The 13,447-nt window shown below is 44.3% G+C and carries 14 protein-coding genes and 1 tRNA gene; 7 read left to right on the top strand and 8 right to left on the bottom strand.

The genetic code is table 11. The features are described from left to right. Positions 1 to 136 precede the first annotated feature (136 nt). From ACLI08_RS01970 to ACLI08_RS01960, 3 genes are all read left to right on the top strand, one after another. On the top strand, positions 137 to 505 hold the full coding sequence (locus ACLI08_RS01970) for a BlaI/MecI/CopY family transcriptional regulator (RefSeq protein ID WP_411426774.1): 369 nt from the start codon (positions 137 to 139) through the stop codon (positions 503 to 505). Beyond that, entirely contained in the window at positions 505 to 1,923 is a 1,419-nt protein-coding gene (locus ACLI08_RS01965; RefSeq protein ID WP_411426773.1) for a M56 family metallopeptidase, read from the top strand. Before ACLI08_RS01970 ends, ACLI08_RS01965 begins: the two co-directional genes overlap by 1 nt. A 159-nt stretch (positions 1,924 to 2,082) precedes the next feature. Then, entirely contained in the window at positions 2,083 to 3,183 is a 1,101-nt protein-coding gene (locus ACLI08_RS01960) for a DUF4407 domain-containing protein (RefSeq protein ID WP_411426772.1), read from the top strand. Between the two features lie 75 nt (positions 3,184 to 3,258). On the opposite strand, the gene ACLI08_RS01955 is transcribed toward ACLI08_RS01960, so the two are convergent. Genes ACLI08_RS01955 through ruvC form a run of 6 tightly spaced genes read right to left on the bottom strand, consistent with a single transcriptional unit; the run spans position 3,259 to position 7,380 of the window. Then, positions 3,259 to 4,026: an enoyl-CoA hydratase/isomerase family protein gene (locus ACLI08_RS01955; protein ID WP_411426771.1), complete on the bottom strand. Its 768-nt coding sequence runs from the start codon at positions 4,024 to 4,026 to the stop codon at positions 3,259 to 3,261. 43 nt (positions 4,027 to 4,069) lie between these two features. After that, positions 4,070 to 4,435: an MmcQ/YjbR family DNA-binding protein gene (locus ACLI08_RS01950; protein WP_411426770.1), complete on the bottom strand. Its 366-nt coding sequence runs from the start codon at positions 4,433 to 4,435 to the stop codon at positions 4,070 to 4,072. A gap of 44 nt (positions 4,436 to 4,479) precedes the next feature. Then, positions 4,480 to 4,833, bottom strand: coding sequence for a DUF4260 domain-containing protein (locus ACLI08_RS01945; protein WP_411426769.1), 354 nt, complete (start codon positions 4,831 to 4,833; stop codon positions 4,480 to 4,482). A gap of 26 nt (positions 4,834 to 4,859) precedes the next feature. Further along, on the bottom strand, positions 4,860 to 5,624 hold the full coding sequence (locus ACLI08_RS01940; protein WP_411427369.1) for a cyclase family protein: 765 nt from the start codon (positions 5,622 to 5,624) through the stop codon (positions 4,860 to 4,862). 55 nt (positions 5,625 to 5,679) lie between these two features. After that, positions 5,680 to 6,813 carry a radical SAM family heme chaperone HemW gene (hemW, locus tag ACLI08_RS01935; RefSeq protein WP_411426768.1) on the bottom strand — a complete coding sequence of 378 codons (1,134 nt, stop codon included), beginning with the start codon at positions 6,811 to 6,813 and terminating at the stop codon, positions 5,680 to 5,682. Positions 6,814 to 6,825: 12 nt separating this feature from the next. Further along, positions 6,826 to 7,380 (bottom strand): crossover junction endodeoxyribonuclease RuvC, encoded by a 555-nt coding sequence (gene ruvC / locus ACLI08_RS01930; protein ID WP_411426767.1) that lies wholly within the window; start codon positions 7,378 to 7,380, stop codon positions 6,826 to 6,828. Positions 7,381 to 7,404: 24 nt separating this feature from the next. Here ruvC and ACLI08_RS01925 point away from each other — a divergent pair, with 24 nt between their 5' ends. Next, on the top strand, positions 7,405 to 8,343 hold the full coding sequence (locus tag ACLI08_RS01925; RefSeq protein WP_411426766.1) for a hypothetical protein: 939 nt from the start codon (positions 7,405 to 7,407) through the stop codon (positions 8,341 to 8,343). 97 nt (positions 8,344 to 8,440) lie between these two features. On the opposite strand, the gene ACLI08_RS01920 is transcribed toward ACLI08_RS01925, so the two are convergent. Both ACLI08_RS01920 and ACLI08_RS01915 read right to left on the bottom strand, forming a co-directional pair. Beyond that, positions 8,441 to 8,923 (bottom strand): hypothetical protein, encoded by a 483-nt coding sequence (locus ACLI08_RS01920; protein ID WP_411426765.1) that lies wholly within the window; start codon positions 8,921 to 8,923, stop codon positions 8,441 to 8,443. A 138-nt stretch (positions 8,924 to 9,061) separates the two neighbouring features. After that, positions 9,062 to 10,450, bottom strand: a complete 1,389-nt coding sequence (locus ACLI08_RS01915; protein WP_411426764.1) for a dipeptidase — start codon at positions 10,448 to 10,450, stop codon at positions 9,062 to 9,064. Positions 10,451 to 10,594: 144 nt separating this feature from the next. On the opposite strand from ACLI08_RS01915, the gene ACLI08_RS01910 reads away from it, so the two are divergent. From ACLI08_RS01910 to ACLI08_RS01900, 3 genes are all read left to right on the top strand, one after another. After that, a tRNA-Leu gene (locus tag ACLI08_RS01910) sits at positions 10,595 to 10,676 on the top strand. A gap of 81 nt (positions 10,677 to 10,757) precedes the next feature. Further along, complete coding sequence (locus ACLI08_RS01905; RefSeq protein ID WP_411426763.1) at positions 10,758 to 11,297, top strand: RNA methyltransferase; 540 nt, start codon at positions 10,758 to 10,760, stop codon at positions 11,295 to 11,297. Positions 11,298 to 11,331: 34 nt separating this feature from the next. After that, positions 11,332 to 13,437 (top strand): T9SS type B sorting domain-containing protein, encoded by a 2,106-nt coding sequence (locus tag ACLI08_RS01900; RefSeq protein ID WP_411426762.1) that lies wholly within the window; start codon positions 11,332 to 11,334, stop codon positions 13,435 to 13,437. Positions 13,438 to 13,447: the final 10 nt, after the last annotated feature.

Here is a 13,447-nt window from a genome sequence, read left to right as displayed (position 1 = left end):
TTTTTCGGGTAATGCTTTAGTGCGATAATTTGCTTACTCGATTTTTGGTGCTTTGCAAAGTGTTAAAATTCAGTAATTTGTTGTGTGGATTATTTTTTATTCTACATTTGTAGAAGTAATTCTAATTTTGTAGAATATGCAGCTGACCAAAACCGAAGAACAACTAATGCAGTTTTTATGGAAACAGGAAAAGGCTTTTATGAAAGACCTTATTGATGCTTTTCCTGATCCTAAGCCTGCTGCTACCACGGTAGCTACGCTACTAAAGCGTATGACCGAAAAAGGCTTTGTAGGATATAAGGAATACGGCAAAAGCCGTGAGTACTTTCCGATGGTTAACAAATCCGACTACTTTTCTAAACAGGTAAACGGAATGATAAAAAGTTTCTTTAATAACTCTGCGGCACAGTTTGCGTCTTTCTTTACCAAAGAAACCAATCTTAGCGATGCAGAACTGAAAGAACTCCGTTCAATAATCGACAAAGAGATAGAAAACCGAAAGTAATGGAAACCTATATCCTGAAATCGATCTTGCTGCTGGGAATTTTCCTGGCGGCATACCACCTGCTGCTTTCCCGCGAAAAAATGCACAGGTTTAACCGGTTCTATTTATTAGGCAGCCTGTTGTTTTCTTTGGTTTTGCCCGTTATTACCATCCCGATATACGTTGAGGCAGAGGCATCACCTCCACCTGAAGAAGCTATGCAACTGGTAGCGGCAGCCCCCGTAGCAACAACTGAAGTTGTACAAACGCCCTATTTGTTTTATGCGGCTGTGGGCGGTTATGTTTTAGTCGTAACGTTGCTTGCTGTCAGGTTTATGCTTAACATTTTAAAATTTTACAGGGCAAAACGTGGCAAAACGTTACTTGATTATAAAGGTGCAACGCTGGTTTTACTTAAAGACGAAATGCCTCCGCATACATTTTTGAACTACATTTTTATAAGCGATAAAGAATACGAACGTAGGCTAACAGAGCCAGAACTCCTTACACACGAGCTGGCACATGTGCACCAGAAACACACGCTCGATGTACTGTTTATAGAATTACTTAAAACAGTGTTTTGGTTCAATCCATTCTTATACCTGTACAAAAGGGCGATACAAACCAATCACGAGTTCCTGGCCGATGACGCCGTAATACATCAACATCTTAACATAACCACCTATCAATCATTACTGCTGGATAAGGCTACACCGCCTATGGCTTACGCGCTGGCCAGCAGTATAAACTTTAGTTTAACCAAAAAACGTTTTATCATGATGACAAAAACCACCACACGTTTAAAAGCAGCACTGTTACAGGCAAGCGTATTGCCCGTGTTTGCCGCTCTTGTATTAATTTTTTCGGTAGAGGTGGAAGCACAAAGTGTCCCGGTTTCAAAGACAGAAGCCACATTATCAAAACCAAAAAAGGCTTCCACTTCCGCGTCAGCACCATTAAAAACTAAGAGCATTGCTCTAAAACATGGCAAAAAAATCACTGCATCACCGTTAAAGAAAAGTGATTCTAAGAAGAAAGAAAAAGGTGTTCATAAGGCAGGTTTACCTTCTGATAGTAATGTAGGCTCAGAGCAGGATAAAGCTACGGCAGACCAACAGCCAGTGTATAACTTTACAGAATTAGATCCGCAGCCGGAGTTTCCGGGAGGTATCGGGGAGTTTATGAAGCTTGTTATTAAAGAATTTAGAGTGCCCGACGTAAAAGAGGATAAACCACTAAGGGTATATGTTCAATTTGTTATAGAAACCGATGGCAGTATGTCGGGTTTTAAAATCTTAAGAGATCCCGGGTATGGACTGGGTAATGAAGCCATCCGTGCACTTAAAACCATTACCACTAAATGGAATCCCGGTAAGGTAAAAGGTGCCGCGGTACGTACATCATACGCCCTGCCTATAACAGTAAATTTAAAGGCTTAATACAGCAACGCTTTTAACTACGTAACATCCGCCCACACCGGGCGGATATTTTTTTTTAACGTAATTCGTATCAGCGTTTTATAACAATTGTAGTTAAAATCACGTTATCTTTGCAGTATCATCATCATCAATCATCAAAAACAAAAAACGTTCAGTACTATGTTGAAACAATTTTTTATTATCTGCTCCGGGGCAGATAAAAACATCATTGGCACCTGCTCTAATGGTGAACAAAACAAATATGCGGGTATTGGTGCCACCGTATTCTTCACGGCACTCCTGGCATGGATAGCCTCAGCCTATGCGCTATATACGGTGTTTGATAACGTGTATACGGCGGCATTCTTCGGGTTTGTATGGGGCTTGCTTATTTTTAACCTGGATAGGTTTATTGTGTCTACGATCCGTAAGCGCGATAAATTTAGGCAAGAGCTGCTGCAGGCCACACCACGTATCGTATTGGCAATCATTATAGCCATAGTAATTTCCAAACCGCTTGAGATTAAAATTTTCGAAAAGGAAGTTAACGCCCAGCTCCTTAAGGAAAAAAACGATATGGCTATTGCCAATAAAAAGCAGGTGAGTACCTTTTATAAAACCGACCTGGATAAAAATAAAGCCCAGACCGATAGCCTGCGTGCCGAAATAGCGCGTAAGGAAAAGGAAGTGGCCGGTTTGTACAGTTCTTATATTACCGAAGCCGAAGGTACAGCCGGAACCAAGAAAATGGGTAAAGGCCCCATCTACAAAGAAAAGCGCGAAAGCCATGATGCCGCCAAGCAACAACTGGACAGCCTGCGTAAACGCAACGAGGCCAGAATAGCCGAGAACGAAAAAGCCGGTAAAGTGCTTCAGGCGGATCTGGATAAAAAAGTTACCGAAACCCAACCCGTTATTGATGGTTTCGACGGGCTAATGGCGCGCATTAATGCGCTGAATAAGCTGCCGTTTTTACCATCGTTGTTTATAATGCTGCTGTTCCTGGCTATAGAAACATCGCCTATTATAGCCAAGCTGCTTTCGCCAAAAGGGGAGTACGACTTTAAGCTGGAAGATACCGAAGCAGCCATGCGCTCTAATCTGGCGATGGATACCCATCAACGACAATTACTGCAATCTACAGATGCTGCAATTTATGATGATGTGTATGCTGATATTCGTACCGACCGCGAACTCTACGAACATAAAAAGCAAAAAGCGCTCGATATGCTGCGTACGCATACCGACCGCTTTAGCGAAAAACAGAAAAGTGTAATGTAGCAAAAGCTTCGCTTTTGCGGTTATATTGTTTATGGTTTATAGTTCATGGTTACGTCCGGAACTATAAACCATAAACTACAAACTCTTAAACTTAAGTAGCGCTTCCTTAGTAAAATCACTCAGTACCAATGAGCCGCTCATTTGTGCGCGTTCGGCAAGGAGCGTGTCCCAGTTTTCTGTGCCCTGCCAGGCTATCTGTTTCAGCAGGCGCATGGCTTCGGGGTTGTAGGTAGAAAGTTTTTCAGCAAGTGTATTCGTTGCCAAATTTAGTTCCGCTATCGTTTCAAAAACTTCGGTAAACATACCCTTTTCCTTAGCCCACTGTGCGCTGTAAAATTCGGTAGCGTTCATGGTCATTTGCATAAAGGCCGAGGTGCCTATTTTCCTCTCCACCGCCGGGCTGATGACAAATGGCCCTATGCCTATGGTAAGTTCACTTAGCTTAACCAAAGCTGCTGCGGTAGCTAAAGTATAGTCAGCAGCACAGGCAAGGCCTACGCCACCGCCTACGGCTTTCCCCTGAATTTGGGCTATAATGAGTTTAGGGGCTTTACGCATAGCGTTAATTACATTGGCAAACCCTGAAAAGAATGCCTTGCCATCCTGTTCGTTGGTTATAGACAGCAGTTCATCAAACGAGGCACCTGCGCAGAATGCCTTTTCGCCTGCGCTTTTCAGTACTATTATTTTTACTTCGGGGTTTTCGCCTTGTGCGGTTATTTCTGCTGCAAGCCGTGCCAGTTGTACACCCTGCATGGAATTGCCCTGCGGATGAAAAAACGTAACGGTGGCTATGCCGTTTTTAACTTCAGAAGTTACAAAGGCTTCCGTAATTGTTTGCATAAAATGAGGTTATTTAGGTTATATGTAGTTTGGATTATAGTGTTTATGCGCCTGATATTTCAGACTTAAGTTTTTTAGTAAGGCTGTTAAATACCAGTTCGTAAGAGTGGGCTATAAGCTCCCGCAGTAATTTAGGGGGTACATCGCTGTTAACGGTTACGGTGTTCCAGTGTACTTTGCTCATGTGGTAGCCCGGCTTTATGCCTTCGTATTCAGCGCGCAATTCCTCGGCACGATCAGGGTCGCATTTCAGGTTGATACTGGCGTTGCCTTTTTCCCATTCAGATAATGATGAAAGGGCAAACATTTTCCCTCCCACCTTAAACACCAGTGTGTCTTCATCAAACGGAAAGTGCTCGGTAACGCCCGGTTTGCTAAGGCAGTAATCGTAAAGGTCTTGTATGGTCATAGAGTCGAAAGGTTTAAAGTCATAAAGTGAAAAGTCAGCTGAGGTTATTTCTTCCCAATTTCTCCCAAGTGTGTAAACTTAAAACCGCTTTCATATTTCAGGCCGTAGCCAAACACCCGGTCCATACTACTGTGGGCAAAGAGCATTACACCAACCAACTGTATATTGGCGTTTACCATGTAACAACCCAAAAGGTACACTGACACAGCAATACCCCTGTGATGAAACAGGTTGTATACCCAGGCACCTGCACGATTCCCGGCGAGGTAACCTATCATTGAAAAATCAGGTACAAGGATAAGTACTAGAAACCACCACCATGCAAAAGGCAGCAGGCTAAACCCGTAAATGCCTAGGATAAATAGTGCCGCTTCCTCTAACTGTATCAGCTGTTTCATCACATTCAAAATTTAAAATTCAGCATTTAAAATAAACCATAAAGCACCGGCTTGCTCGGGCTGGCATCGTTATCAAAGCTCGCAATCTGCAAATTCAACAGGTAGGCTCCGTCGGTAATTTTGTCATCAATAAAAACAAGTTCGGTAATCGTAGCGTTTTGACGTGCGTCAGCGTTGAGGTTGTGCGTGTCTTTTACGTTCCAAAATGCCTTGTGGGCCAGGAGTTTACCACCATCTTCTTCGCGGTCTACACTCGGCAGGTCGATGAGCAGGTGATTAATGCCAGTTTCGCGGATAAACGTAGCGGCAGCTTCCTCTAAGTAGGGCGGATTGGCGTGACTGTAGTTTTTGTGTTTCTTTTCGTCAAGGTTCGGAAGGGTTCGTATTACAAGCGCTTCGGGCGTTTTGCTGCCTAGTGCCTGTTCTATCTGGGATTTGGTAATCACCAAATCACCATCCTTTTCTTCGGGCGTAACCGAAATAAGCTCCGCTACAAAAAAGAAAGTCTTTAGCGCATTATTGATACTGAAAAAATCACGGGTTATATGCCCCAAACATTCGGTGTGTGTACCGTGCGCATGCGGGTTAAAGGCTATGTTGTTAAAGTTGGTCGACGATCCTTTAGCTACTTGTCCGGTCCAGTCGTCTATACTAACGGGACTGATTTCCGGCTGATTGAGGTACCACGCTATGGGGTTTTTACCATCGGCGGTTATGGGTAACGATAGGTCTATGGGTGATGAAAAATCAACCTGAAAGCTTTTGTTGTTGTATTGAATACTGGCTTGCATCATTAGGCTTCTCTGTGTAACTCCGTGACTTCTTTGTGAAGCTCCGTGACACAATTCAATCCAAATTTACAAAAAACAAATCGCTAGCTATACCATCGGCAAGGAACTTTCCGGCGCGGGTAGTAGTTAGGGTATTGTTTTCAAACGAAAGCAGCCCCTGTGCTACAAACGGCGTAGCTTCTTTAAGCAAGTAATCCGAGTACGTTGTGCCAAATTCATTCTTAACCCTTTTCACATCTACACCCCAAATGGTGCGCAACCCCGTCATTACGTATTCGTTGTAACGGTCGGCAGGGGTAAGCTCTTCGGTTTCCAAGGCAAGTTTGTCTTCGGCAAGAGCCTTTAAATACAGCGTGTTATTGGCTATATTCCAGCTGCGGTGTGTGCCGTTATAGCTGTGTGCCGATGGCCCTATGCCTATGTATTTTTTGCCCAGCCAGTATGCCGTATTGTTTTTACTAAAGTAACCCGGCTTGCCAAAGTTAGACAGCTCATAATGCACAAAGCCTTCTTGTTGCAGGCGGTCGGCAAGGAGGAGGAACTGTTCGTGCGCGGCTTCATCACTCGGTGCGGCTATGATGTCTTTTTTTACCAATGTGTGCAGTGCGGTTTTTGGCTCCACAGTAAGTGCATAGCTTGATATATGCGGAATGCCGAACGATAGTGCCGTTTCTACATTCTGCATCCAGCGTTCGTTACTCATACCGGGGATACCGTAAATAAGGTCGAGTGTAATGTTATCAAAATGCTTTACGGCTTCGGTAAGGCAGGCTTCGGCTTGGGTGGCATTGTGCGCCCGATTCATCATTTGCAAATCTTCCTCATAAAACGACTGTACACCAATGCTCAGGCGGTTAATGCGGTAATTTGGTAATTCGGTAATTCTGTCGGGTGTTAAATCATCCGGATTGGCTTCAAGGGTAATCTCAGGATTCTCAATAACCGTATGGTTTTGGTACACGGTATCAATCAGCAACTGGATTTCCTCATTCGTTAAAACCGATGGTGTACCTCCGCCAAAGTAAATGGTTTCTATGGTTTCGTTACCCAGTTCATCTTTTCGCAACGCAATTTCCCGGGCTATAGCCTGAACCATTTCCTCCCGTTTTTTCATAGAGGTAGAAAAATGGAAGTCACAGTAGTGGCATGCCTGCCTGCAAAATGGTATATGGATGTATATGCCCGCCATGTGTTCTGTGCCTTATTTAACCCTGTCTGGGTTTTGTTTTAAAAACGCATCCCATCCACTATAGCTTTTTCCCGTTACGGTAGCCTTGCCCGTATTAAAATGATGGCACACGGCAGCGGCAAGCCCATCGGTACTGTCCAAGTTTTTAGGGAGTTCCTTCAAGCCAAGGAGCTGTTGCAGCATTTTAGCTACCTGCTCCTTACTGGCGTTACCGTTTCCGGTTATGGCCATTTTTATTTTTTTGGGCTCGTACTCGGTAACGGGTATCTGGCGCGAAAGTCCTGCAGCCATAGCCACGCCCTGCGCTCTGCCAAGCTTTAGCATGCTCTGTACGTTTTTGCCAAAGAAAGGTGCTTCAATGGCTATTTCGTCTGGATTGTGGGTTTCTATCAGTTCTATAGTGCGCTCAAAAATGAGTTTAAGCTTCAGGTAATGGTCGTCGTATTTGCTTAGGTTAAGTTCGTTCAGCTGAATAAACTGCATGTTTTTATTCACCACCTTAATAATGCCAAAGCCCATAATGGTGGTTCCGGGGTCTATGCCTAATATAATACGTTCGCTTGCCAAGGTAATTTTGTTACTTTTGCGAGGATGAAAGCCCTGCCCGACAAAACTAAGCAATTCTTTGTGTTTATTGCCAAAATATTGGTAGTGGGCGGAGCGTTTTATTTTATCTACAACCGCCTTTCCGACGGAAGCCAGTTTAACCCTGAGCGTTTGTCTGATGCCATAAACAGAAAAGGTGCTACACTAATTATTGCAGCCATACTGTTTCTTACAGTGATGAACCGCTTTTTAGAGGTACTGAAATGGCAGGCACTTTCGGGTATGCTACGGCCTATATCATTAGGTAAGTCGGCTGCCCAAGTGCTGGCAGCTGTTACAGCCGCTATTTTTACACCAAACGGATTAGGGGAGTACGCCGCTAAGGCGTTTTACTATAAAAAGGAAGAAGCGGGGCAGGTAGTGTTCCTAAATCTTATTTGTAATGGTGTGCAAATGATTATAGCCGTAGTTGCCGGACTTAGTGGTCTTGTGGTATTTAATTTTATGTACAACATATTACCCAGTAGCCTTTTGTTTCTTATACTTGCTGCAATAGGCGTACTGGTTGCAGTTGTTTTTGCATCAAGAAAAATTACCATAAAGGGATATTCTATACAACGGTTGATAGAAAAAATACAAGAACTACCCAAAACCGTACATAGGCGTAATATGGTGTATGCGCTGCTGCGCTATTTATGCATAGTGTTACAGCACTATCTACTTTTTATACTTTTTAATGTTGCCGTGCCGGCGTATATTATGCTGCCTGCAATAGCGGGGATTTACTTCCTTGGTTCGTCGTTGCCCAATTTTACCTTTATCGACTTTGCGGTGCGGGGCAGTGTAGCGGTATTTTTTTTCGGGAAAATTGGTGTAGACGAATGGATTGTAGTACTTGCCGCCACCTTGCAATGGATGCTAAACATAGTACTGCCCGTAATTGCCGGTAGTTATTTTGTGCTGACGTTCAAGAGGAAGTTTTAAGTATTCCTGCAAGGTTTTAAAAACCTTGTAGGTGTTTTTATGGTTGCAGTTTTAAACCTAAAAGGTCGGAAAGACCTTGCGGAGGTAGGAGTAGAAGCTACTGCGCCACATCCAGCAGTATGGGGATAATAAACTGGCTCGTTACCGGGATTCCTTCCTTTTGTGCAGGCTCTACTTTCGGGAAATCAACAAGACGCGATTTTATAATACTGTCAAATTTTGCCCGGTTATACGTAGTGCTGTCTGCCGGGAATTGCGGCTCAAAAACAATCCTGGAATCGGGGTATACGGTAACCTTCATGTTAATGGTATCCATACATGGGTGCAGCATGGCTATGGTGTCGGCACCCAGCTTTTCCTGAACCAGACGCGCCATGGTTGAAAAAAAACAATCCCTTTTCAGTTCCTTGTCGGTAATAGCATCACATTCAGATACAGACGGGTAGCTGCTTACCTGTTTCCAGTTGATTTGTTCCAGCCGTTGCTGTAACAACTTGTCCTCATCGGGTACCTGCTTATCAAAATATTTGCAGGAACCTATTATAAAGGCAAAAGGAAATAAAAACAGTGTTTTTTTCATGAAGCGGCACCTGTTGTTTTAAAACGTAAAGCCAAAAATACGAAATTTAGTTTACAGTCGTAGGGTGCATTTTTAGTATGCAGTCTCAGTCGCAGTTCTTCAGTTTTTTTACTGTGAACTGCGACTGCGACTGTAAACTTATTTCGAAAGCTCCGTAAAATGTTTGTAGAACAACGGTATGGTTTCAATTCCTTTAAGGTAGTTGAAAATACCGTAGTGTTCGTTTGGCGAGTGAATGGCATCGCTATCCAAACCGAAGCCCATCATTATGGTTTTGCTTTTCAGTTCTTTTTCAAACAGCGCTACAATAGGAATAGAGCCTCCTGAACGTACCGGGATAGGCTTAACACCAAAGCTTTCTTCGTATGCTTTAGCAGCTGCCTGGTAGCCAATGCTGTCTATAGGGGTTACATACGCCTGGCCGCCGTGGTGTGGCGTTACTTTTACTTTTACGCCTTTTGGTGCTATAGCTGTAAAATGTTTGGTAAACAGTTCGGTGATTTCATTCCAGTCCTGTGCTGGTACAAGGCGCATTGATATTTTAGCGTAGGCCTTGCTGGCAATAACCGTTTTGGCACCTTCGCCGGTGTAGCCACCCCATATACCGTTTACATCTAGCGTAGGGCGGATGGAGTTGCGTTCGTTAGTGGTGTAGGTAGCTTCGCCATACACATCTTCTATATCAAGTGCTTTTTTGTAAGCATCAAGGCTAAAAGGTGCTTTTGCCATTTCGTCGCGCTCTTCGCGGCTTAGTTCTTCTACTTTGTCGTAGAAACCCGGTATGGTAATGTGGTTGTTTTCGTCGTGCAGGCTGGCAATCATCTTGGCCAATATATTAATAGGGTTAGCTACAGCACCACCGTACAGACCCGAGTGCAGGTCGCGATTAGGTCCGGTAACCTCTACCTCTACATAGCTAAGGCCGCGAAGGCCGGTGGTTATGCTTGGCTGCTCGTTGCTTATCATCCCCGTATCTGAAATCAGGATAACATCGTTTTTAAGCTTCTCCTGGTTGCGCTCTACAAACCAGGCAAGGCTTGGCGATCCTACTTCTTCCTCTCCCTCAATCATAAACTTTACGTTGCACGGCAGGTTGTTGTTTTGTACCATATATTCCAGCGCCTTTACGTGCATAAACATCTGGCCTTTGTCGTCGCAGGCGCCACGGGCAAAGATGGCACCCTCAGGGTGCAGCTCCGTTTTTTTAATTACGGGCTCAAAAGGAGGGGAGGTCCAAAGTTCAATCGGGTCGGCTGGCTGAACATCATAATGGCCATAAACCAATACGGTAGGCAGGGCAGGGTCTATAATTTTTTCACCATACACAATCGGGTAGCCCGGTGTTTCGCAAAGTTCTACTTTGTCGCATCCCGCCGCTTTAAGGCTGTTAAGTACCGCATCTGCGGTGTTAATTACATCCTGGCTGTAGGCGCTATCTGCGCTAACCGATGGTATTTTAAGCAGTTCAATCAGTTCGTTTATAAATCGGTCTTTGTTTTGGCCGACATAATTTTTTATGTTATCCATTTATTATGAGATATATACGATTTTAAGCCAAATGTACAGAAAAAATAATAATTATTTTTTGCTCCTTTTTCTTGCATATTCAGAAAACTGCCGTATATTTGCACCCGTAATAATGAAACAAACACTGTCAAGTATTACTGACCTGCGGGTGTGGTGAAATTGGTAGACACGCCAGACTTAGGATCTGGTGCCTCACGGTGTGAAGGTTCGAGTCCTTTCACCCGCACAGCAAAAGCCTCTGAGAAATCAGAGGCTTTTTTTATAATCTGTTTTTAGCATATTACCTTTACGAAAAAAGATAATTTTTATGAGAAAATTAGCCAATGCCGAACTGGATCGTAAAAATCCTGACGAGTTTAAACATGCCGAAAAAACACCACTAATCATTATACTTGATGATGTAAGGAGCCTGCATAACATAGGGTCTGTTTTTCGCACGGCGGATGCTTTTTTGCTTGAAAAAATATATTTATGCGGAATTACTGCAACACCTCCTAATAAAGAAATCCATAAAACAGCACTGGGCGCTACCGAAACCGTAGCATGGGAACATGCACATAGTGTTACCGATGTAATAACTTCACTTAAACAAAGCGATGTAACGGTTTATGCCGTTGAGCAGGTACAGGGCGCGGTGTTTCTTCAGGATTTTCATCCCGAAGCAGGGCAGCGCTATGCCTTAGTATTTGGTAATGAGGTAAAAGGTGTGCAACAACAGGCCGTAGATCTTTGCGACGGCGTGATTGAAATTCCCCAACTTGGTACAAAACATTCATTAAACATTTCGGTAAGTGCTGGGGTGGTGGTTTGGGATATTTTTAGTAAGATATATTATCCCAAAAATTAAGAATGCCGTAAAAATTATTTTCTATTTTTACGGAATGAAGAAAAAGTTATCCCGTTATTTAACGGGTTGCCTGTTTTTTGGACTGGCAGCCCTCAATACGCATGCCCAAACCAATCAGCCGCCGGTAGTAACTGCCGCCGGAAACCAGGTGTACTGCCCTGGCGGTACCATTAATGTTGTTACTTCTTTTACTATTACAGATCCTGACCCCGGAGATACTACTGCCGAGGCTGTTTATATACAAATATCTGCGGGTTACAGTAACGGTAACGATCGCTTATCGTTAAATACCACCATTGCCGGTATTACATCGGTATGGGATGCTACCGCGGGTAAACTTACCATAAAAGGAAATGCAGGTCAGCAGGTACCTTACACTACGTTAGTGCAGGCGGTACAAAATGTAGTGTTTACCGGTAGTGCTACTGCCACTGGTAACCGCACCTTTTCTATAAGTATTGGCGAAGCGAATTACCTGCCCAGCACGGGGCATTATTACCGCTATGTATCTGCTCCGGGCATTACCTGGACTGCTGCACGTACTGCTGCTGCTGCCGATAGCTATTACGGATTGCAGGGTTACCTTGCCACGCTATTGTCTATGGACGAAGCGCGCCTTTGTGGTGAGCAGGCACAGGGAACAGGCTGGATTGGCGGTACAGATGCTACCCAGGAAGGCGTTTGGAAATGGGTTACCGGGCCTGAAGCCGGTACTACGTTCTGGAACGGCGGGCCAAACGGTAGTACGCCGAATTTTGCTTTTTGGAATACGGGGGAGCCTAACGACTCAGGAGGCAACGAAGACTATGCACATATTACGGCACCCGGAGTGGGGATTGCCGGGTCATGGAACGACCTGCCCGATGCCGGAGGGCCAAACGAGTATGCACCAAAAGGATATATAATAGAGTTTGGAGGTATGCCAGGCGATCCGGTGTTAAATATAGCGGCGAGTACCTTTATAAGTATAAATTCAATAACGTCTCATACAGATTCTCCTGCCGTTTGTGGTAGCGGAAGCGTTACATTACAAGCCCAGAGCAGTGGTGGTACGGTATATTGGTATGATGTTGCTACCGGAGATACCCCCATAGCAACAGGAAACTCTTTTTCTACCCCGGTGTTAACCGCCCCGGCTACTTACTATGCGTCAGCGTATGATGATACGTGTGCCACTGCACCACGCGTGGCGGTAAGGGCTAACGTTACGGCTAAGCCTGTTATTACTGTAGCTTCGGCTAATGTAAACGCCTGCGAAGGCCAGCCTACTACACTTCAGGCTTCGGCCAGTGTGGGTAATGTGTATTGGTATGATGCACCTTCGGGTGGTAACTTACTGGCAACGGGTACTACGTATACAACACCCCAGGTTACCACAACTACAACCTACTATGTGTTTGCCGAAAACAACGGCTGTGCCGCAGACTCACGCGTACCGGTTACTGTAACTCCGGTAGCAGCCCCAGTAATTGCAGACCCCGAAACACATATTGATTTTTGTAGCGGTACTACGGCGGTGCTAAATGCAGCTCAGGCTGATGCCGTATCTTACCTTTGGTCTACACTGGAAACTACACCTACCATAAGTGTTGAAGAAGGTGGTACATATACCGTAACGCTTACGAATGCAGCCGGATGTTTTGCCACACGTACGTTTATTGTTACGCGTAAATTGGCTCCGGTTATCAGTACGGTATGGGTAGAAAACGACAGGGTAGAGGTGCGTATGCAGAATAACGATCCTCAAAACTATATTTACTCATTAAATGGTGGCGACTATCAGCAATCTAATGTTTTTTATAACCTTTCTCAGGGTATTTACATAGTGGTGGCACAGTCGTTAAACGGTTGTGGCGAATATCCGTTTGCATTTGCAGTAGACCTTATACCGAAATACTTTAGCCCGAACGGCGACGATATAAACGATACCTTTACCATTGCCGGCCTTAGCAAGCTTCCGCAGGCAACCGTTGATATCTTTGACCGTTACGGTAAGCTTATTACCCGTCTTAGTGTTAATAATACAAGTTGGGATGGTACCTTTAACGGATACCAGTTGCCCGCAAGCGACTACTGGTATGTGGTGCGTGTAAAACCTACAATGCCCGAAATAAGAGGACATTTTTCCCTAATCAGATAGTTAACGATAC

Origin of the sequence: Flavobacterium sp. RNTU_13 (assembly GCF_046614455.1) — a bacterium.
In the GTDB taxonomy this organism is placed as follows: Bacteria; Bacteroidota; Bacteroidia; order Flavobacteriales; family Flavobacteriaceae; genus Flavobacterium.
Note: the sequence above shows the minus strand (reverse complement) of the source record. Positions and strands in the feature narration are given on the sequence as shown.